Annotated in this window: 18 protein-coding genes; all 18 read right to left on the bottom strand. The window is 44.6% G+C overall.

Features of this window, described 5'->3' with window-relative positions; translation table 11 throughout:
* Positions 1 to 99: 99 nt before the first annotated feature.
* On the bottom strand, positions 100 to 1,410 hold the full coding sequence (gene clpX / locus DW159_RS02305) for an ATP-dependent Clp protease ATP-binding subunit ClpX (RefSeq protein ID WP_022216030.1): 1,311 nt from the start codon (positions 1,408 to 1,410) through the stop codon (positions 100 to 102).
* 136 nt (positions 1,411 to 1,546) lie between these two features.
* Complete coding sequence (gene clpP / locus DW159_RS02300; protein WP_015534163.1) at positions 1,547 to 2,128, bottom strand: ATP-dependent Clp endopeptidase proteolytic subunit ClpP; 582 nt, start codon at positions 2,126 to 2,128, stop codon at positions 1,547 to 1,549.
* A 46-nt stretch (positions 2,129 to 2,174) separates the two neighbouring features.
* On the bottom strand, positions 2,175 to 3,461 hold the full coding sequence (gene tig / locus DW159_RS02295; RefSeq protein WP_015534164.1) for a trigger factor: 1,287 nt from the start codon (positions 3,459 to 3,461) through the stop codon (positions 2,175 to 2,177).
* Between the two features lie 267 nt (positions 3,462 to 3,728).
* Complete coding sequence (locus tag DW159_RS02290) at positions 3,729 to 3,935, bottom strand: alpha/beta-type small acid-soluble spore protein (protein WP_015534165.1); 207 nt, start codon at positions 3,933 to 3,935, stop codon at positions 3,729 to 3,731.
* A 132-nt stretch (positions 3,936 to 4,067) separates the two neighbouring features.
* Positions 4,068 to 5,135: a butyrate kinase gene (buk, locus tag DW159_RS02285; RefSeq protein WP_117548816.1), complete on the bottom strand. Its 1,068-nt coding sequence runs from the start codon at positions 5,133 to 5,135 to the stop codon at positions 4,068 to 4,070.
* 33 nt (positions 5,136 to 5,168) lie between these two features.
* Complete coding sequence (ptb, locus tag DW159_RS02280; RefSeq protein ID WP_022216032.1) at positions 5,169 to 6,089, bottom strand: phosphate butyryltransferase; 921 nt, start codon at positions 6,087 to 6,089, stop codon at positions 5,169 to 5,171.
* A gap of 103 nt (positions 6,090 to 6,192) precedes the next feature.
* A complete protein-coding gene (locus DW159_RS02275; RefSeq protein WP_117548815.1) occupies positions 6,193 to 9,432 on the bottom strand; it encodes a SpaA isopeptide-forming pilin-related protein in 3,240 nt (1,079 codons plus the stop codon).
* 235 nt (positions 9,433 to 9,667) lie between these two features.
* Entirely contained in the window at positions 9,668 to 10,150 is a 483-nt protein-coding gene (locus DW159_RS02270; protein ID WP_015534167.1) for an S-ribosylhomocysteine lyase, read from the bottom strand.
* A 2-nt stretch (positions 10,151 to 10,152) separates the two neighbouring features.
* Positions 10,153 to 10,854 carry a 5'-methylthioadenosine/adenosylhomocysteine nucleosidase gene (locus DW159_RS02265; RefSeq protein ID WP_022216034.1) on the bottom strand — a complete coding sequence of 234 codons (702 nt, stop codon included), beginning with the start codon at positions 10,852 to 10,854 and terminating at the stop codon, positions 10,153 to 10,155.
* A gap of 40 nt (positions 10,855 to 10,894) precedes the next feature.
* Positions 10,895 to 13,261 carry a transglutaminase-like domain-containing protein gene (locus tag DW159_RS02260; RefSeq protein WP_117548814.1) on the bottom strand — a complete coding sequence of 789 codons (2,367 nt, stop codon included), beginning with the start codon at positions 13,259 to 13,261 and terminating at the stop codon, positions 10,895 to 10,897.
* Complete coding sequence (locus DW159_RS02255; protein WP_117548813.1) at positions 13,254 to 14,315, bottom strand: DUF58 domain-containing protein; 1,062 nt, start codon at positions 14,313 to 14,315, stop codon at positions 13,254 to 13,256. The genes DW159_RS02260 and DW159_RS02255 overlap by 8 nt, the downstream gene beginning before the upstream one ends.
* Before the next feature lie 41 nt (positions 14,316 to 14,356).
* Complete coding sequence (locus DW159_RS02250; protein ID WP_117548812.1) at positions 14,357 to 15,283, bottom strand: AAA family ATPase; 927 nt, start codon at positions 15,281 to 15,283, stop codon at positions 14,357 to 14,359.
* Positions 15,284 to 15,298: 15 nt separating this feature from the next.
* A complete protein-coding gene (locus tag DW159_RS02245) occupies positions 15,299 to 17,227 on the bottom strand; it encodes an EAL domain-containing protein (protein ID WP_117548811.1) in 1,929 nt (642 codons plus the stop codon).
* A 62-nt stretch (positions 17,228 to 17,289) separates the two neighbouring features.
* Positions 17,290 to 17,982, bottom strand: a complete 693-nt coding sequence (locus DW159_RS02240; protein WP_117548810.1) for a glycerophosphodiester phosphodiesterase — start codon at positions 17,980 to 17,982, stop codon at positions 17,290 to 17,292.
* Positions 17,975 to 18,403 (bottom strand): hypothetical protein, encoded by a 429-nt coding sequence (locus DW159_RS02235; protein ID WP_117548809.1) that lies wholly within the window; start codon positions 18,401 to 18,403, stop codon positions 17,975 to 17,977. Before DW159_RS02235 ends, DW159_RS02240 begins: the two co-directional genes overlap by 8 nt.
* A 9-nt stretch (positions 18,404 to 18,412) precedes the next feature.
* Positions 18,413 to 19,948, bottom strand: a complete 1,536-nt coding sequence (locus tag DW159_RS02230; protein WP_117548808.1) for a Y-family DNA polymerase — start codon at positions 19,946 to 19,948, stop codon at positions 18,413 to 18,415.
* A gap of 73 nt (positions 19,949 to 20,021) precedes the next feature.
* Positions 20,022 to 21,527: an MATE family efflux transporter gene (locus DW159_RS02225; RefSeq protein WP_117548807.1), complete on the bottom strand. Its 1,506-nt coding sequence runs from the start codon at positions 21,525 to 21,527 to the stop codon at positions 20,022 to 20,024.
* Between the two features lie 25 nt (positions 21,528 to 21,552).
* Positions 21,553 to 22,548, bottom strand: coding sequence for an ROK family protein (locus DW159_RS02220; protein WP_117548806.1), 996 nt, complete (start codon positions 22,546 to 22,548; stop codon positions 21,553 to 21,555).
* Between the last annotated feature and the right edge of the window lie 52 nt (positions 22,549 to 22,600).

The following is a 22,600-nucleotide window of genomic DNA, read 5'->3' as shown; positions in this document are numbered from 1 at the left end:
ATCATTAAAAAATAAGACGTTATCAACACTGCACATTTAAAGGCTTATAAGGGCGCAAATGTATGTCAGCGTTATAACGTCTCATTTCGGCAATAATGACTATGCACTCTCGCCGTTATCTGTATTTGCCTTTTTCTTCCTTACCTTTTTCTTAGGAAGGTCCGTATCCTCTGATGGATCTCTGTAAGTCAGTACAGGTTCTTCATCGCCTGTTATGACACCCTTGGTAATAACACACTTCTCTATAGTTGGATCTGAAGGGATCTCGTACATAAGATTAAGTGTAGCATTCTCCATGATAGCTCGAAGTCCTCTAGCTCCGGTCTTACGCTCCATAGCTTCCTTTGCTATCTCCCTGAGCGCATCATCCTCTATCTCAAGCTGAACTCCATCAAGCTCAAAAAGCTTCTTATACTGCTTGCATATTGCACTCTTTGGCTCTGTCAGTATTCTCACAAGTGCATCCTCATCCAGAAGATCCAGAGTCACTGCAACAGGAACTCTTCCCACAAATTCAGGGATAAGTCCATACTTTACAAAGTCATGTGGCATAACCTGCTTGAGGAGCTGTCCAACGTCCTGCTCTGACTGCTCTATAACCTCTGCATTAAAGCCAATTGACTTCTGGCCAACTCTGTTCTCTATGATCTTCTCCAGTCCCTCGAACGCACCACCACATATGAATAATATGTTGGTCGTATCGATCTGGATAAGCTCCTGATGCGGATGCTTTCTTCCACCCTGAGGTGGAACTGAAGCCACAGTGCCCTCTATTATCTTTAACAAAGCCTGCTGAACGCCCTCACCCGACACGTCTCTGGTTATGGATACGTTCTCGCTCTTCTTTGTGATCTTGTCTATCTCATCAATATAGATTATTCCATGCTCAGCTCTCTCTATGTCATAATCAGCGGCCTGTATAAGCTTCAGGAGAATGTTCTCAACATCCTCTCCTACATATCCAGCCTCTGTGAGAGTTGTAGCATCTGCTATTGCAAAAGGAACGTTTAACAATTTTGCAAGGGTCTGGGCAAGATATGTCTTACCTGATCCCGTTGGGCCAACCATGAGGATATTACTCTTCTGTAATTCAACCTCAAAATCCTTCTGCGCAAGTATTCTCTTATAATGGTTGTACACGGCAACCGCCAGTACCTTTTTTGCCTCTTCCTGACCTATTACATACTCATCAAGAAATTCTTTTATTTCCTTTGGCTTTAACAGATTGATATCACCATCTGAATCAAGTCCTGCGTCAACCAGTTCTTCTTCTATTATCTCTGAGCATATCTCTACGCATTCATCACATATGTAAGCCCCAGGTCCGGCTATGAGTTTTCTAACCTGATCCTGCGTCTTATTACAGAAAGAACATCTGAGCTGTTTTCTCTCGTCACTACGATCTGCCATTACAATACCTCGATTATTCACTATTTATAATTGTCTGGAGCCAGTCTTTTCCAGAATCTGCGAATACACCGCCGGTTCTGCAGGCTGGCTCCAACCAACTGATACATCTTCTACATATCAGATATCTCTATCTGTATTATCTGTTTGTTATAACGCTGTCGATAAGGCCGTATGCACAAGCCTCCTCAGCAGTCATCCAGTTATCACGATCTGTATCTGCCGCTATAACATCAAGTGGTTTTCCTGTATTCTCACTCAGCATTTTGTTGAGTTTCTCTTTTGTCTTTAATATATGTCTGGCTGCGATCTCTATCTCTGTTGCCTGTCCCTGGGTTCCACCAAGTGGCTGATGTATCATGATCTCCGAGTTTGGAAGCGCATATCTCTTGCCCTTTGTTCCTCCTGCAAGAAGGAATGCTCCCATGCTCGCTGCCATTCCACAGCATATTGTTGAAACATCACACTTGATATATCTCATTGTGTCATATATTCCCATTCCGGCTGTAACTGATCCACCCGGGCTGTTGATATATAATGAGATATCCTTTGAAGGATCCTCTGACTCAAGGAATAACAACTGTGCTATAACAAGGCTTGCAGTTGCATCATTGACCTCATCTCCAAGAAAGATGATTCTGTCTTTCAGCAATCTAGAATAAATATCGTATGTTCGCTCTCCGCGGCTAGTCTGTTCTACAACGTATGGTACCAATGCCATGTTATCTACCTCCAATACATATCAAGCCAATCTGTCTGTTAAAATATTAAACTTCCTTTGACTCATCTACAAGAAGCTTTGCAGCCTTCTTAACTGCTACATCCTTCTTGATGCTGTCCTTCTCTGCGTCGCCCATGAATCCCTTGATATCCTCAAGCTTCATCTGGTACTGAGCTGCCATCTTTGAAAGCTCCTCGTCAACTTCCTCGTCAGTAGCCTCAATGTTCTCAGCCTTTACTACAGCCTCAAGAACTGCTCTCTGCTGGATTCTCTTGAGTGCGTCCGGCTTGATTCTCTCCATGAGAGACTCCTCTGTAACGTTTACGATCTGCATATACTGCTCAAGGCTGATTCCCTGATACTGAAGTGTCTGAGCGAACTCATCCTTCATTCTCTTCTGCATATCCTCAACCTGTGCATCTGCAATATCCATAGTTGCGTTCTCGATAACCTTGTCAAGAACCTTTGCTTCCTTCTCGTTTGCAGCGTCTCTGTTCTTCTTTGCAAGTATCTTCTGCTTTACCTCTTCCTTGTACTGGTCAAGTGTATCGCATCCGCCTACCTCGCTTGCGAACTCATCATTGAGCTCTGGAAGCTGTGACTCTGTGATAGAGTTGATCTTGCACTTGAATACTGCCGGCTTTCCTGCAAGCTCCTCAGCCTGGTAATCCTCTGGGAATGTTACGTTAACCTCAACATCCTCTCCGATGTTCTTACCAACAAGCTGATCCTCAAATGTATCGATGAATGAATGTGAGCCAAGAACGAGCTTGTAGTTCTCACCCTTTCCACCATCAAATGGAACACCATCAACAAATCCCTCGAAGTCAAGAGTAACCTCGTCGTCAAGCTGTGCTGCTCTTCCCTCTACGAGTACCTTTCTTGCGTTCTGAAGCTGCTCCTTCTTGATGTCCTCAAGAACCTCGTCATCTGTTACTTCAACGTCGATCTTCTCAACTTCGATTCCCTTGTAATCGCCAAGTGTAACCTCAGGCTTTACAGCAACCTCTGCTGTGAATACGAAATCCTTGCCCTTGCCCATCTCTATTACGTCAATAACTGGCTGTGATGCGATCTCAAGCTCTGAAGCTACAGCCTCTTTTGGATAATACTCGTTGATCATTGCATTTGCAGCATCCTCATAGAATACTTCCGGGCCATACATCTTCTCGATGAATGCCATTGGCACCTTGCCCTTACGGAAGCCTGGAACATTGAATCTGTTCTTTGTCTTGTTGTAAGCTGCTGTCATTGCCTTGTCAAAATCTGCTGCAGGTACTGTGATTGTAAGCTTTGCCATGCTGTGCTCAAGCTTTTCTACTGTGAAACTCATCTTTTTATTTCCTCCTTGAAATGTGCAAATGGTGCCTTAAGCCCTACAATTAAGGCACTCAGATAGCATCCATTTATCTTTTTCTTGTTTATATGTGTGGACAAAGTCCACATCAATCATCGATTATATCATAATGTGCAAATGATTGTCCAGTCCATTATACTATTATTATAATACAAAGTTTTCACGACACAAAAGACCTGATGTATGGATCATACACCAGGTCTTCTTTTTGTTCGTAGATCTAACGGAGATTATAAGCCAGGCTTATCTTCCTGACATCTGCTCTTCCTGTCTCTTGATCATCTGACGAACCATCTCGCCACCGATTGAACCTGACTGAGCTGATGTTAAATCTCCATTGTAGCCATCCTTAAGATCAACACCGATCTCCTTGGCTACCTCCATCTTGAACTTGTTCATAGCACTCTTTGCCTCTGGAACACTTGTCTTGTTAGAGTTTGAACTTGCCATAACCCTGTACCTCCATATTGAAATAATTATTTAAGACTTTCGTCTTGTTAGTATTATTAACAATACGGCTTATGTTATAATGGCAATTTCTGTTATATGCCATGAACTTTTTATCTGAAAATCACTTTTCTCTTAATACTTCATTGGCTCCTCTTCGCCATTCATGACTCTGAGTGCGCCCTGAGCAAGTGCAAGAAGCTCATCCTCTCCTGCATATACTGTAAATGGAGCGATAAATCCTGCTCTCTTCTCAAGCTCTTCGCATGTGTGCTTTGAATATGCGATTCCACCTGTGAGGATGATCTGATCAACCTTTCCTCTGAGAACTGTTGCCATACCACCTATATCCTTGGCAACCTGCTGATAGAATGCATCCTGAACAAGCTTTGCATGCTCATCGCCCTCATTGACAAGCTTCTCAAGATCTCTTGCATCGTTGCTTCCGATGTAAGCGTTGAAGCCGCCATTTCCAACGAGCTTCTTCATAACCTCAGCCTGTGTATACTCGCCTGAGAAGCACATCTTTACAAGTGCTCCTGAAGGAACGCCACCTGCTCTCTCTGGTGAGAATGCACCGTCACCGTCAAGTGCGTTGTATACATCTACTACCTTACCGTGATCATGGGCACCAACTGATACACCGCCACCCATATGTACTACGATGAGGTTCAGGTCTGTGTACTTCTTGCCAACTTCCTTTGCATATCTCTTGGCTACTGCCTTCTGGTTGAGTGCATGGAACACGCTTATTCTTGGAAGCTCAGGTACTCCTGAAAGTCTTGATGATGGCATAAGCTCATCAACAACGACTGGATCTACGATGTATGAAGGAACTCCGAGCTCATCACCGATCTCTCTTGCGAGGATACCACCAAGGTTTGATGCATGCTGGCCCTGCTTACCGATCTTAAGATCCTCAAGAAGGTCATCGCTTACTGCGTATGTACCGCCTGGGATTGGCTTGAGCATTCCGCCACGTCCTACACATACATCAAGTGTCTTGATGTCAAAGTTCTTCTCAGCAAGGACATCAAGAATAACCTTCTTTCTGAAGTCCTTCTGATCTACTATCATATTGAAGCCTGCAAGCTCCTCTGTTGTATGTCTGAGTGTCTCCTCAAACAGAAGTGTCTCGTCCTCGAACACACCGATCTTTGTCGATGTTGAACCTGGGTTTATTATAAGAATCTTATATGACATTTTTTAAACCTCCAAATGTTTTTTATGTATGGCTTATTTGTTTGCCTTAAGTGACTCTGCAACAACTGCTGCAAGTGCTATTGAGTTGAGTTTAACCTCAAATGTATCTGATCTTGATGTAAGGATTACAGGAGCATCTGTACCTGTTATGATACATCCGTTCTTACACTTTGTTGTATGAACAAGTGTCTTGTATACAAGGTTACCTGCATGTATGTCTGGGAACAGAAGGATATCGGCATCTCCAACGATCTTTCTGTCTGTAGCTCCCTTATGGATAGCTGCCTCTGGCTCGATCGCAAGATCCATTGAAAGAGGTCCGTCAACGATACAGCCTGTGATCTCACCGTTCTCGTTCATCTTTGTGAGCTCAGCAGCCTCTACTGTTACAGGCATCTTAGGATTTACAACCTCTACTGCTGCAAGTGGAGCAACCTTTGGACAAGGTATTCCGCACGCATGAGCAACCTCTACAGAGTTCTCTATGATCGACTTCTTCTCCTCAAGTGAAGGATAAGTCATGAACGCAACATCTGTAAGGTACAGGAGTCTGTCAATACCAGGGATCTCAAATACACATACATGTGAAAGTGGCTTACCATTTCTGAGACCAACCTCTTTGTTGAGGACACTCTTCAGGAAATCCTTTGTTGAGAGAAGTCCCTTCATATACATGTCAGCCTTATGATCATGAACAAGTTTCACTGCCTTAAGTGAAGCCTCTATATCATCTGGCTCATTTACGATCTCATAACCTGTAAGATCCATACCGATCTGATCTGCGACCTCTCTGATCTTTGCCTCGTCACCCACAAGTATTGCATCTGCGATTCCCTTCTCCTTTGCTGCCTTTACAGCCTCAAGAATAGGCGCATCCTGTGCTACTGCAACTGAAACTGTCTTTCTGCTGCACTGTGAAACCTTTGCCAATAAATCATCAAAACTTTTACTCATCTTTCGCACCTCACGTGATATTTATTATTTATACAAGTCCATTTTGTATGTTATCACTTATAAATCTAAAGGTCAACCACATTGTCCCATGTTATTATTACTGTCATTTTGATTCTCCGGTAAATTTTTTCCTGTAAAATACGATTCCCGCAACCGAAACTACGGCAAAGCACATAAGCAGTATGACCTTCGAAACAGGATCCCGATCTCCGGTGTCCGGCGTATCAGGAGTGTTTGGCGTGTCGGGTGATGGATGTTCTTTTATTTTCTGATTTGTTATGATCACCGGATCATCCATGGTATATTCATTTTTTGATGTGTCTATCTGAATTTTTTTGTCTGTTTTTTCGTAACCCTCCGGGGCAGCTAACTCCTCTATGCTATACGTGCCTCTGGCAAGTCCGTAAAATACAGCCTGTCCATTTTCTTCCGATTCAGCTTTTGCGATCAGAGCACCCCGGTCATCATATATGCCAAACACAGCCCCGGCAAGCGGACTGCCATCCTCCTGATCCGTCTTGAGTATATGCACCATGCCATAGTGATTTTTGACATTTATCACCGGTGGCTCATCTGCACTCTCCGGCACGCTCACCGGTATGGAATTTACCCCCGGGTCGGCAATATAACCCTTGGGAGTTCTGGTCTCCTTTATATAATACTCTCCCGGCTCGAGTCCGGTGAATTCTACACTGCCGGCTTTGTCAGTCTTTTTTGTCATGAGCTTTTCATGATCAGATGCCCTGTACAATGTGAACTCCGCATCCGCAAGAGGTGTCTCCAGAATATCATCCGTCTTGTGGACACTTATGCTCCCTCTGATCTTCTCTTTTTCTTTTGTATAAACTGTCTGTGAAGCAAGGTTCACATCCTCATGTGAAGCTACGACCTCTCCCTCATAATCCTCATCCGTAAGCACCTCATAGCAGACAAGAGCCGAACCACTTATGCTGTCAGCCGAAAACCTGAAATTCACATCCACAGTCATCTCCTCTGCATCTGCGGTAAAACATTTCTCTGACGTTGATCCATCTGCCCCAAGCGGTCTGCCCGACTCCTGTGAGACAACGCTTCCGCTCAGTTTGTATCTGTGACCGATATCCAGCCCTTTCATACTCACCGTGTCCGTGATATCTGCAGTTTCCGCATCCGGATCAATGAACTTCGATCCGTCTTCACTGTTCTTCGCCACAGATTCTATCTCCGGCATCCTCTCATCAACTATGTCCCCAAGATCAAACACGCACTCATCTGAATCTATTTTGAATTTTATCGGAGCAATGCTCTTATACTTTCCCTTATTTGCATCACAACGAAGCTCTGTCAATGTGTACTCTCCGTACGGCAGTGACCCTTTGGTCTTGTCCGGCTTTCCATCCCCAAACCAGATATCATCCGCAGAACTGGAGTATTCGCCATTGGCATCAGTTGTTATCTCCGCAGACTGGGTGCCATCGGAGTTCTCGACGATGAATCTCACATTTGCGATCGCTGTCCCATCCTCGGCATCCACTTTTTTGAATTTGAAGTCACCTCTTACGACATGGTTCCCGACCACAAGCTCGTAGCCATTTACCAGACGAACAGTGTCGCCATCCTGTTCTATTCTGTCCAGATATATTCCATCTGAACTATCCTTTATAATATTGCCATCCTTTGCGCTTTTAAATATTGAATTCACAAGCGTGTACCCTTCTGGGGCTTTTGTCTCCTGAACCGTGATTGTTCCCGTCTGCAAAACCACATCCTCAAGGCCGCACTTACCGCTGTCATCCGTCTTAAGCGTCCAGCTCTGATCCGGCTTCTCTGGAAGCTCGTCCACGGAATTATAAAAATTCCTGTAATAATTGACTGTAAACTCAGCCCCTGACAAGACAGCATCTCCCTGAGATTTATCTCCCGTCTCCGCATCCTGTTTGTATATGCTCAGATCAATCTTGCCTGAGATCACCTTGTCCCAAGTCTCCCAGCTTATTTCAAGCTCCGTGGATGTACTGACCTCCTTGCCATCCACGGACAGAAATTCTCCTTCTTCGTTTATAACGAGCTGTGCCACAGCACTGTTTCTCTCATAGTTGTACGGAGCCCTTTCCTCATATATCCTGTATGTTCCGAACGGCATATCTGTGATCTCATAGGTTCCAAGTCCGCCATATTCTGACATCACAACTATACCATGTCCATTCTCATCAGTCTCTATCTGAGCCACCAGAGTGCGCAGACTCTGTGTGCCGTTTTTCACTTCCATCTCAATATTGTACAGAGCTTCTCCCACACCGGCGCCGGAATCTCTGTCGGTCTTGTGCAGACTGAACTTTCCAAGAACAGGCTTCTCTCCCGTCCATTCAATATCCATAGAAATACTGCTTGAAGCTACCGTTCCAAATAACAACTGCTGGTCATCATCTACCTGAGTGGAATCTACAGTATACACTGTAACTCCGGGGATCCCTTTACCAGACTTTACTGTGCCCGTTCCCTTATGAGCCTTCTCAGCACTGAAAAAGAATCTGTCGCCTCCCATTATAGTTACCTTACCTGTCTTGTGGATGGTGAACTCCTTTTCTCCGCTTTTCCTGATATGGAGCCATGTATCCGCCGGTACCGAGATCCTCACTCCATTCTCAGCATCTGCCTTACACCTCATTATCCTGGTTCTTCTTCTCTTCTCACCAGTCTTCTTGTCCACATAACCGGTATAATCCTTAAGACTTACATAATTACCGTAATTCTCTTTGCTTCCATCATCTATTATCTCTATATCTGCCTGATCTCCCTGAAGGACGATCTCATCTCGCTTTGTCTCCGATATGTATTTATAGAATTCGTCTATAACGTCAAAATACTGTCCATGTCTTATATAATTCAAAGTCAGTGTCATGATGAGCTGTCTGTGATCTGCGGACACCCCCTTAAAACCAGACCACGCATATTCACTTCCCGGTCCATACAGAAACGCTTTCTGAAGCAGTCTGTCATTTGTCACGGAAAATGCCACCTTGTCCGTGCTCTTAACTTCATTTTTCTTATGATCGCCGCAGTATGCCCTGTACTCTACACCGTCCTTATGCACCGTGTAATGCCTCGTGTATGGCATCCCATTGTAAAACACCACATCGCCGCTTAGGATGCAGTCCACATCTTCATAACTTATCTCATATCCGGCCATAGCCGCAATTCCATCCGTTGAGGTGGCCATAACATCAGTATGCCTGCTTTTCTCCCCGGCATACAGTTCGTCAGCACTTGACCTTGTACTGAACCTATGATAAAAAACCACACCGGCCACACATACGGCCAGAAGAACAGCCAGCAGAATCTTATATACATACAATCTTTTCATAATCTCTTCCTTTCTGTTTGAGTTTCAGCCCATTCATAACCGTATCCGGTGAGAGCCGTCTTCATGAATCTGTTTAGCTGTTTTATGTGCACAAAAAAAGCTTACGTGCATTAAAAAGCACGCAAGCTTCATTGTCAATAGAATGGCAAACATTCCTCAACAAAGCGAATTTCCACTGAAAATCACCCGTTTTTTACATGGTCTGTATATTTTGATCTCATTTGTGAATTGGAATTTAACCCTCTGGATAATTAAGTCTGCTGTCATCTATATCATACAGAACCTGTGACAGGAATTTCTCTGCAAGATAGTTCGCCATACCGAGATTCATATCCAGGTAATTGCCGCACTCTCTTGGATTTGCTCCAGGGATCGGATCGTGATAATGTCTTATGAATTCGAACATTGATATCATAAGCTCCACTATATCCTTCGACTCATAATCGCCTGCGAGTATGAGATAAAATCCCGTCCTGCAGCCCATAGGTCCAAAGTATATGACCCTGTCCTTATACTCTTCATTATTTCTCAAGAATGTCGCACCGAGATGCTCTATGGTATGAACCTCCGCAGTGTTCATAACCGGCTCATAATTCGGTTTTGTCATCCTTATGTCAAATGTTGTGAGGATCTGATCCCCAGCCTTATCCTTTCTCGACACATAAATGCCCGGATTCAGGAGAAGATGATTTATCTGAAAACTTGCTATCTTATCCATGTCTACTTCACCTCATATCTCTTTATTATCTCTGTCATCATGTTTACACTGTTCTCTATAGCCTTTGCCGCAAATGTAGGATAATCCATCTCTGCACTGTCATCAGCCTTGTCCGATATGGCCCGGACAACAAGGTACGGAACCTTATTCAGCACTGCAACATGTCCTATGGCCGCGCCCTCCATCTCTGCACATCTTCCACCAAATGTCTCCACAAGCCATTTCTTCTTGTCCTTGCTCCAGATAAACTGATCGCCGCTCACCACTCTTCCAGTGAACACCTTGACTCCTATATTTGCTGCATCCACTGAGTCCTGTGCTATCTTAAGCAGCTCATCGCTGGTCTTAAACACGCTCAGCTCTGTATCAGGGATCACACCCGGCTCATATCCAAGGGCGGATACATCCATATCATGCTCCACGGTATCCGTAGCCAGAACGATGTCTCCTATATCTATGTCAGCATCCAGTGATCCGGCTATTCCGGTGTTGATGATAGCTGACACTCCATACATGTCGATCAGCGACTGGGTACACATGGCCGCATTGACCTTGCCTACACCGCACTTTACGACCACGACATCCGTTCCTTCTATCTGTCCTTTGTAGAAGCTCATGCCACACTTGTCTGTGACCTGGAGCCCATCTATCATCTCTTTCAGTCTTGCGACTTCCTCGTCCATCGCACCTATGATTCCAAGCATCTCTTATACCTCCATTATCCATTGCTACCTGTCAACTATACTACAACATTCGGAATATGTATATCCTCTTCATAAAAGGAACCTGTCTCCTAAAGCTCCTGAACAGCACCCGAAGTTCTCCCATACGCTGTACATATTCGTCCCCGGACACACCGCCGCCATAGCTTATGCCTTCCATATATGCCGCAAGGTCCTCAGTCTCCGCCGGATCTGCGCCCTTACAGAAATATTCAAGCTGCTGCCTGTGATTTCCCGCCTTCGAAAAATCATCCGACGCAAGTCTTGCATAATCACACATATACCTATAGTAAGCTATCACATTTCCAGTCTTATCTCTCCTGTGATAACCCACAAAACGAACTATCTTCCTGACTGCTGTACGCCCCACAAACAAGAGCACTGCAAATGCTATACATCCCGCCAGAACATATATTATCCACACGGCATTTCCAAGTGAAAATGCTGTGCCGGTCGTATCTGTTCCGGTATCTCCGCTGTCATCACCTACTAGCCATCTTCCAAATCTGGACCAGAAATCATCCTGGGTCTCATCCTCATCCTCATCTTCACTCGACGGAGGTGTCAGCTCCACGACCTGCCATCTGCCACGTATGAACGCCTCTATCCACGCATGAGCTCCGCCATCGTCCACATCCACCTGAACAACAGCCGTTCTTCCAAGCTCTGATGAGCCTGAATAATAATCATCGTAACTGAACTGTTCTTCATCGAGCATTGTTCCGTCAAGGATCTCGGTGTAATCCACGGCATACCCCTCCACATATCTTGTGGGTATCCCCATGTATCTCAGGATCAGCGCCCCCGCAGTGGCATAATTGGCACACAGGCCCTTCTTCGTAGTATCAAGGAAATAATTGACATAATCCTCATCCCTCGGCGTGGCTCCCGGATGCAGTGTGTACGGATAATTCTCCAGGAAGTATATATACACCTTCTGCAGCACATTATCCACACTGTCTTTTTCCGTGATTCCTGCGCTCTCACAGAATCTTCGTATTGAATCCATATTCTCCTCTGGAATCTCAAGATACTTGTCATCCACCGACGACATAACCGGCTCAGCCAGAGCGGATGGACTGTACTCCACACTGTACAATGAATCGCCCTCTTTGTAAGTATTCATGGCTTCTATATCAGTGTAGTAAGGGTAATATTTTAGATCTCCGGCGCCATCTATGATCTGTATATCCATTCGTCCTCTGGCATGTCCTTCAGAATTGACCGGTGACGGATAGTCGCCATCCTTATCTCTGTCCCAATGATCCCATTTATACTCATCACCAACGAACGCTTTCAGATAGATCCTGTTTGTGCTATATGGTGCAAATGTGATTACCAGATCCGTCTGTCCATCAAGTGTGACATCCGACACGCCTCCAAGCTTTCCATTTGCCAGTCCTCCGGTATTCGCCGAATTCCTTAGGGATTCAAATCCATACATGATGAGGTTTCCAAGCGGGCCTTCGATCTTGTTCTTCGCCGAGCTATCACGATACCTGTACAGATAAGTCTGCTGCGGCTTGACAAGGATAACCGCACTTCCCACCAATATACATACAGCCGCCACACCGGCCGCAAGCTGCAGAGACGCCCTGTCACTATGCCTGTAACTGAATCTTCGCTTCTTCTCATCATATTCAAACGTACTGTCCTTGTCAGTTATACGGAAGTGACCATTTCCCTTAAGGCAGATAACTCCCAAAAGTCCTGTGGATACCATGAACATGTAAATAACATCCGGCTCAAGCCTGAAAAACAATGGTAATATAAACACAGGAAGTGAAAACCACACTGCCCAGAACACACTCATATTCGTGTTAAGGAAAATGTTGAGGATTATTATCTCTACACAGCCTATAGCGATGGCTGCCACAGGAACAGTGAGCGTCCTGTTGGACAAAGTCTCGGAGAATACCTTAACCTCCTGGGCTCCATAATAATCAGTCACATGATCCAGAAACTCATTTACGATAGCATAAAATCCACTGTTTATATAACGTCTGAGGAGCATGATGAACAGGACAAAAGCGACAAGAAATATGATATATCCAACATCTCTCACCCACACCTTGCCTGATTTGAACAGACCACAGAAGTACATGGCCAGCAGCGCATACGCCAGAAATATAACGGGAACACCATACGCCATATCTATACACGACAAAAAGCCGCACATTGAACCGCCTATGATAAATATCTCCAGCAGGCATTTTGCAGCAATACCTCTGCTGTCCGATTTTCTTCTGCGCAGCTTTCTTTTTCTGTAATCCGCGCCTTCTCTGCCTCCATCTGTGATCTCCGGATCGTTGAGCAGCCTTACACCTTCACAGAATTCTACCGTTTTCCTGTCTTCAGTTTTCTTTTTTCTACCAAAGATTCTACCCAATTATGTATCCTTTCACACGATCTCCATATGTAAACACTACATTGCCATCCGCTCTCATATCGCCGGAAACAACTATGATCCTTCTGTCAGAATCCAGATTCTTCTCAAGCATCGATAAGCCATAGCCAAAATCTGCATACGCCTGCTCATAAAAGATCTTCTCCATCCATTCAGCGAGATCATCCCTGCTGTCTATCGAAGTCCTGACTATATCGCCCTGCGCGCCGCTCCAGTAATAGAATGTAAACGGCAGTTGTTCATCCAACAGACTTACAGCCATGCCGTAGGCGGATTTCAGTACATCATTCAATATATGTGTCTCATCATCGGCAAGCTCTACCAATATCATGAGCTGGCTTGACGACATGCTCTCTCTGTCCTTTACCATCAGCACGTCTTTTTTTGCTGACAGCTTCCAATGTATATTCTGAAGCTTATCCCCCGGCTGGTATTCTCTCACATCCACAACCTCGGAGAAATCATGACCTTTTTTCCGGCTCTCCTCAGCCTCGTTCATCCCCTGTGAAACCGCGGTCATATCCGCCTCCACATCAACCTTTCCGGAAGGGAAAACCTTGTACTCTTTTACCGAGTTGCATTTGCTATTTATCCTCACAAATCCAAGCCAGTCAGTAACACATATTCTGTCCGCTTTCACCTCCAGTGCACCTACATACGACTGGGCTATCTGGTAGTCCACCACATTCGCACTGCGCGAATATGCAGGTATGCACAGCGTATGCCTGCCATTTGTATGGAAAAGATCATTCTCCATGCTTATCTCTATCTCTGTGTTCATATTCGGAATAATGCTGCTGTTGTCGAGCACAACCGATACGAGAAATGGCGAGTCCACCGTAAGGTTCTGCTCCCCGCCGCCAAACTTTACAGTCAAATGCCTTGAAAGCACAAAGGCGCATACTATTGACACGACCGGCAGAACTATCATCAGTATCATAACTATGAAATTAAAATATGAATGCACAAAAAGAAGGATCAACAGATTTATAACAAACACGAGAATGTATTTGAATACATGCCATGCGTACTTCATCCGCTGATCCTCCTTTACTTATATCTCTTATGTTCTCCGTTCTAAGTCCTTGGAACCTTAACCTGACTTCTCACTTCATCCAGAGCCTCTGCGACAGTCATTCCATTAGCTCTGGCACGGGCTGCAAGCTTTACCCTGTGCCCAAGCACGTCGTTGAACACCTCTGCTATATCTCCCGGCACAACATATTCTCTTCCAGAGAGCACCGCCATTGCTCTGCTCATCCGCAGAAGTGCATTTGCGCCTCGCGGACTTGCTCCCATCGAGAAGAGCTCACTCTCCCTGGTAGCCTCAACCAGAGTCACTATGTAATCAAATATTGAATCATGCACACTCAAAGTTCTCGCCTTATCCTGAAGACCTATCAGTTCATCTCTCGTCACTATTCTCTCTACACTGTCCATAGGTACAAATTCCTGACCTTTAAGTATCTGCACCGCAGCCTCGTGGGATGGGTATCCCATGGAAAGTCTCACCATGAATCTGTCAAGCTGGGACTCCGGAAGCATCTGCGTTCCCGACGAACCAACCGGATTCTGGGTTGCCATGACCGTGAAAGGCTGTGGAAGTTCCCTTGTAACAGCATCGACTGTCACATGTTTTTCCTCCATGATCTCAAGGAGTGCCGACTGAGTCTTAGGCGATGTTCGGTTTATTTCATCCGCAAGGAACAGATTACAGAACGCTGAACCCTCTCTGTACTCAAACTCACCACTTTTTGCATTGTACATGGAAAATCCCATTATGTCACTCGGCATAACATCCGGTGTAAACTGGACTCTGTTATATTTCATATCCAGAGTTCTGGCAAATGCCGTTGCAAGAGTGGTCTTGCCCACACCCGGGATATCCTCAAGCAGTATATGTCCACCCGCAAGTATGGCAGCATAGACCTTGATTATTATATCTCTTTTTCCCTTTACAGCCTTCTCTACCTCATCAACGACCCGGTTCTCTATATCTGTCATACGCCGTCCTTTCTCTTAGCCTTGGTTAACTCTCTTCACCTCTGATATGAACTTATCCTGTGGCAATGGTCTTGAGAAATAATAGCCCTGAATGTAATCCACTCCAAGATTGCTGAACTTCCTGAGGGATTTCTCCGTCTCCACGCCTTCCACTACGATCTTCATATTCATATCCTTAACCATGCTTATGGTGTTCTTGACAACCTTAATCATCTTGTCATCTGTGTCTATATCCGCAAATGTCTTGTCCAGCTTAACTATCGAAAACGGCATGGATGCTATCCTCTTCATATTGGAATAACCCGTTCCAAAATCGTCAAGTGAGAATGCAATACCATCATCTGTGAGACTGTTGATATTGTCCATCATTGTCGTCTGAGCATAGGCAGCCGCAGTCTCAGTAATCTCAAGATTTATCTGCTCATTGCTGACTCCGTAACGCTCCATCACTGCCCGCACGTCTTCTGATAACTCACTGCTCATGCACTGGATGACCGACAGATTCACCTCAACATATTCCAGTCCGAGATTCTTGAATTTCTCTCCAGCTATGAAACGGCACACCTCTTCAAGAACGAACTTACCTATCTTATGGATCATTCCATTCTCCTCCGCAGCAGGGATAAATATCTCCGGCGAAATGTATCCATACATATCATCATTTAATCTCAGAAGTGCCTCAGCACTGTTATATTTTCCAGAATCTATGCTGTATATAGGCTGATAGTAAACCTCAAACCTGTTCTCGGCAAATGCCTTCTCAAGTATCATGTCCATGTCCCGCATCAGATCATATCTTTCCTTGTTATAGATATCTCTGGCATAGAGAACACGGCCTGTATACTCGTGCTCAGCAAGCTCATCGCCAAACCGCATCACACTGTCAACATCCTCTATATCCTGAGGACATCTGGTGATACATATTATCGGCAATAGATTTATAAACATATCATTATACTTATATCCCTTCTTCAGCTTCTCATTTATCCACTCCGCAAAATCCTCAGCCTGATCCTTGATACGCTGGTTCATGACACATCTGAACATTCCGTTTCCCAGATAATACCACTCAACATCATATCCGTATGGTCTGCTCCACTCTAAAAAGTCTTCAGAGATCTCCCTGAGCAGCTTATGATATTCCTCAACTCCCAGAATCCCGCGAAGAGTCTTGTCATTCTCCATAGTTATCATAACTATCGTTATATCAAGGCCATTATCCAGAGAATTTCTCACGTCGTCCATGTATCTTGTGATCTTGTTCAGGCCCGTGGCACTGCTTATAAACTGCTCCGGACTCTGTATCAGCAACGCAACGAACAGTAATCCAATCGCATTTGCAAACATCTCAATCGGAATATCCGGGTTAAACATCTGAAATACGGCCGCAACAACAACCAATGGGAATATCGCTATGGTTGATACAAATCTTCCTCTTGTAAGTCTCCTGTGGTATCTCGTAACAACCATGAAGCCCAGAATCATATAAAATATTCCGGCAACATACAGAAATGTCATGAAAAACTCTCTTCTGTACTCTCCCTGTCCGCCTATACTGAATACACACGGGGTGAAAAAATTAACTCCGAGCATGATTATGCACAGCAACGTTGGAAGTACCAGTATGAAACTCTTCACTTTACCTCTGAATATGTGTATGGCATCCACTATGTTCATCACATAAGTGGCATACATAGCCGATGAAACGACATGGAAAAAGAGATATCCCGTATGGAATATGTATTGGGTGACTACATGCCTTTCACCCATATTGTCAAATGCGATGGCGCCTATATCAAACGCTGTGGCAACCATTGCAATGGTCAGAACAAATTGAAACTGCCTGTTTAATTTGCCTCTGGTCATCTTCTTCATGATGACTGAGACCATGATAAGAGTAAACACGCAGAATGCCGCGTAATCAAAGTATAGTACTTTGCTCATATTATCCTCCTATGTACAACTCCTCCACCTATAGAATAATATAACAAATATTTCTAGGTCTTTCAACGCATTATATCCGGGCGGTCTGTTATCACTGCATCTACGCCCAGTCTGCACATACGTCTCATCCAGTGTGGATCATTCACAGTCCACACATATACCGGTATGTGCTTGCGCTTCATTCTCTTCACAAATTCCTTCGTGCATAGAAGATAATTCGGCGATATAAAATCCGCTTTACACCGTCTCATTCTTCTCTCAGGAAAATACTCATTCAATCTGACACCGAGCTTAGCCTTTTTCTTACCGACAAGCAGTCCGGTCTTTATCCTCGGGTCTATGGCCTTCACATTGTACGACACTTTGTCCTTGAAGGATTTTATCGAGAACTCACCGTATCCAAATCTCCCCTTGACAAGATCTATGACACGCCTCTCGTATCCGCTCTCCTTTAATTCTATATCAAGACATATCTTTCCGCTGCAGAGTTCCAGGACTTCGTCAAGCGTAGGCACTCTGTAGCCTTCTTTTGATGCAATATCATTGATTCTGTTGTATGTCATATCTCCTATCTTTCTGCCGTCTATAGTTCCATCATGAAATACTATGAGTATATTATCACTGGTTTTCCTCACATCGAACTCCGCCATATCCGCCTTCAGATCTATAGCTATCTGAAACGCTTCAAGTGTATTCTCATGAGGCGCAAGGGCACTCGCTCCTCTGTGTGCTATCACCATAGTCTCTCTATTCATGCAAATATACATCTCCATTCTGATCAATATCTAAATCATATATATCATCTATCGGTATCTCGGTTCTGTCTTCCATAACTATCTTTTTCCCATATACGTCAACATTGCGTATATATCCCGACACATGTTCGTATCTTCCACCGGCTTTTCTGTCATCCTTTACAAAATACTCTATACTCACACATTTTTTGTCTGCATTATGCATTATATTCAACAGTTTCTGATCAAGAACCATTTTCTGACTCTCATCCAGCTCCAACTTCTCATCGGTGAGCCTTGCAGTCTCCGCTATGGCTGCTCCATGTCCTGTGAGTGCGGCAAATGGGGCAAACTGTGCTGCTCTGTCATGGATAGACATGTGCGGATGAACAGAGGACACGTGATGTGGAAGCTGTATTATGTCATCGTAATTATCTTCCATAAGCCCCTCCTAAGCCTTGTGACCGCCTATCTGTCCGTTCCTCTCTATCGTCGTACCGCCCTCCTCAAGATTCATTCCCTTAAGGACTGCATTTTTGCCAAATTTCTTCTTGAGCTCTATCATCGCTTTCTGCATGCTCTGCTCCCGCTTCATATCCTGCTGCTTTTTCTCCGTCTCTGCTGCCCCGTCTCCAAAATCATCAAACAGACTGAGCTGCCTTGATGACTGTTTCTCATGTGCCGCAGTATTCGATATGATATTGTTCGCCGTGACATATATCCTTCTGACATACAATAAAGGATCTACGATCTCTTCAAACAATCCGGTCACCGCATCCATGATGACCTGTGTAGATGATGTATACTCTCCAAGATTCACCGTTCCATGGGCACTTTTCGGTATTTTCCTCCCATACATATCTGTCTGTATCTCTCCGGAAAATTTTGCTCCCGCGGCGTTCTTTTTGAGATTATCTATATCATACCCCACTGTTATGACCATCTGATCTGTCTTGACATTTTTATCCACAAGATCCAGCACGAGCAGATCCGTCATCTCACGGATAATAAGTCTGGCTTTTTCATATTCGTATGGGCATGACAACACCTGTCCTGAACCTATGCTGTTCCTCTCCGGCTTGTAAGCCTTGATATCAGCAATGGTACAAGGCTCCCAGCCCCATGCATGATCTATGAGCAGCTCTGCATTTATACCAAATAATCTGTACAGCAGATCTTCGTTGTAATACTCATCGTCATGTCCCAGTGAGCATCTGGCGATATCTCCCATTGTATAAAGTCCATGACTCTCAAGTTTTCTCGCATATCCTTTTCCCACTCTCCAGAAATCTGTGAGCGGTCTGTGATTCCACAGCTTCTGTCTGTACGACATTTCATCAAGACTTGCTATCCTGACTCCATCCTTATCCGGGGCTATATGCTTTGCCTCAACATCCATCGCTATCTTACACAGGTAGAGGTTCGTTCCTATCCCTGCTGTTGCTGTTATACCAGTCTGTGCAAGCACATCCTGTATGATCGTCATGGCAAGATCGTGCGGACTCATCTTATATATCCCAAGATAATCCGTCACATCCATGAACACCTCATCTATGGAATACACATGCATATCCTCTGGTGCTACATACTTCAGATAGATGTTATATATATCCGTACTATACTTCATGTAATATGCCATACGTGGCGGAGCGGCTATATACGAAACCGCAAATTCATTATGCTCCGCAAGCTCATTGGAATCGCAGCTCTCCCCGGAAAAGTTTCCACCGGGTGAAAGTGTTCTCCTGCTGGCATTGACCTCCTTAAGCCTCTGCACCACCTCGAACAGTCTGGCTCTTCCAGGTATACCATAGCTCTTCAGCGATGGGGAAACAGCAAGGCATATAGTCTTCTCTGTTCTCGACGCATCTGCCACAACCAGATTGGTGGTCAGCGGATCAAGTCCGCGCTCAACACATTCAACCGATGCAAAGAAGGATTTCAGATCTATCGCAATATACGTTCTATCTTTCTTATCCCTATCCACAGCCAATCCCCCTGTCACTTCATGCTCAGTCTTAATCTTCTCTTTCTGATGCTTATGTGCCTTGGGTCACATACTATACAGCAGCCGTCTCAGCACCCTTCCCACCGGCCCGTGTATGCCCCAGCACTTTCCTCGATACGAGTATGTATGCGATTATCATCGCCGTACCTGTTATTATCCATGAAACTATATACACGTTCAAAAGCATGCCAAAAGAATGATATCGCGCAAACACCGTATATATCCATATGATCCTGAACACTACTGAACCCACAACTGTTATAATAGCCGGCAGCATGGATCTGCCAAGGCCTCTGAGTGCCGCAGCTGTCATCTCATATGTTCCTGTCATCGCCTCAAGGAGCATGACATGCTTCATTCTTATAAGTGCATACTTTATAACCTCTGTATCTGTTGTATAAAATCTCACAAGAAAATCCCCTGAAAGCATCATGACACTGCTGAACACAGCCGTCATAAGCATGCCCTCTAACATGGCAATCCTGAGAGCTTTTCTGCATCTCTCCTTCTCACCTGCACCATAATTCTGGCTCACAAATGTCACTGCTGCCTGTGCGTATGCGGATATGACAAAATATGCAAAATATTCAAAATTAAGACCCGTGGATGAGCCTGCCACAGCATCAGGACCAAAGCTGTTGATTCCGCCCTGTATCAGCACATTTGACAATGAGAAAACTGCCGTCTGTATCGCTGATGGAGCTCCTATCCTGAGTATCTTTCCCAGGCACACTTTATCTATTCGTATATTCTTTATATCGAGTCTGAGTGGACCTTCCTCATGCATCAATATATACATGACTATTCCCGTACTGACAACATTTGATATGACCGTTGCCATGCCGACGCCTGCCACTCCAAGTTTACACACACACACGAAGAACAGGTTGAGTACAACATTGAGTACGCCTGAAACTATCAGGCAGTAAAGCGGACGCCTTGTATCACCTATAGCTCTGAGCACAGCCGCTCCAAAATTATACAGTATGATAAAAGGCATACCTACGAAATAAATTCTAAGGTACAGCACAGCCTGGTCAAGCACCTTGGCAGGAGTATCAATAGCCTCAAGTATAGGTCTTGCCACAAACATTCCAACCACAAGCATAGCTATTCCGCATATAAGGGCGAACTTCACGCTGGTATGGACACATTTGCTTATTGAATCCTTCTTATTCTGGCCTATATAATGCGCCACAAGAACATTCACACCGACAGAAAGTCCCACAAATACATTCACAAATAGAGCAACGACTGCAGCATTACTTCCAACTGCTGCCAGTGCATCACTTCCCGCAAATCTTCCTGCCACAGCCACATCAGCCGAATTGAAAAGCTGCTGCAATATACTGCTGGCCGCCAGCGGCATTGCAAATATAAGCATCTTAATCGCCAGTGAACCATTTAACATATCCATCTCGTGCGATTTTTTTCTATAATCGGTGTTCTTTTCTGTATTCGTTTCTTTGCCTTTTTCTTTGCTTTTTTCTATGCTTCTTTCTTTACTCTTTTCTGCGCTCATTCTGATGTCCGTCTCTTTTCCGTCATTGTGTTTCATCCTGATATGATCTCCGTTTTCTTATCTAGTGAGCACCCTCATACTTCTGAAGATAGTTGAATAGTGCTCCTATGAGATTGGAATCGTTACCAAATTTGCACAGGCCCACCTGCATCTCATTATAAATCACTGAAAATTTCGCCAGTTTATCCACATACTTCTTCACGCCCTGTATAAATCTTGGTTCCGCACTGATTCCACCGCCAAGGAGTATGATGTCCGGTGCCAGCAGAACATGCATGTTCATACAGTGCTTGGCAATATTCAGATACCAGTCCTCAAGCACATCTATGACCGCCTTATCACCGGCAGCCTCCCACTCATATATCATCTCACCTGACACTTCATCTTCCCTCATGCCCTTGACTGCTGCCACCTCTCTTCTGAGTGAGCTTACCGATGCCTGCATCGTCCAGGTGACATTGTCCGGAAGTTTTACATGTTTCTTTGTATTCTTGAGATTCGCCTCAAGCGGTACAAGTTTGTCTATATTATCCCTGTTCACATCCTCAAACAGGTACGACATCTCACCGGCAACCATACCTCTGCCGTGGAGTATCTTTCTGTCTATGACTATTCCTCCACCGACACCTGTGCCAAATACCAATACAACTGCGCTGCTATAGTCCTTTGCATTTCCCTGCCATATCTCCGACAATGCTGCACATTTGCCGTCGTTCTCAAGCGCTACCTTAAGTCCATCGCATCTCTCGCTTACAAGCTCGCCTATATGTGCTTTGTCAAGGTAAGGCAAGGCTCCGCCGGCATAACATATTCCGTTGTCCACGTCCACCTGTCCAGGAAGTGATATTGCTATTCCTTGTATATCATATCTTTCCTTATATCCATCATATATCGACTGAATTGCATCAAGGAATGCATCCAGCCCCTGTTGTATGTTCTCCAGTCCATTTCCAAATCTTCCAGGTGTAGGGAATTTATTCTTCTCCATTATCTCAGCTTCTCTGTCCATCACACAGTGTTTTATAAATGTTCCGCCTACGTCTATCACAATGTACATATCTTCTCCTCCATACCGAATAGGTTTTATTACTATATATTTTTCTTCAAGC

Source organism: Coprococcus sp. AM14-16, assembly GCF_003434675.1.
GTDB classification, from domain to species: Bacteria; Bacillota; Clostridia; order Lachnospirales; family Lachnospiraceae; genus Coprococcus; species Coprococcus aceti.
The sequence above is the reverse complement of the archived record's forward strand: the minus strand, read 5'-3'. Positions and strand labels throughout refer to the sequence as shown.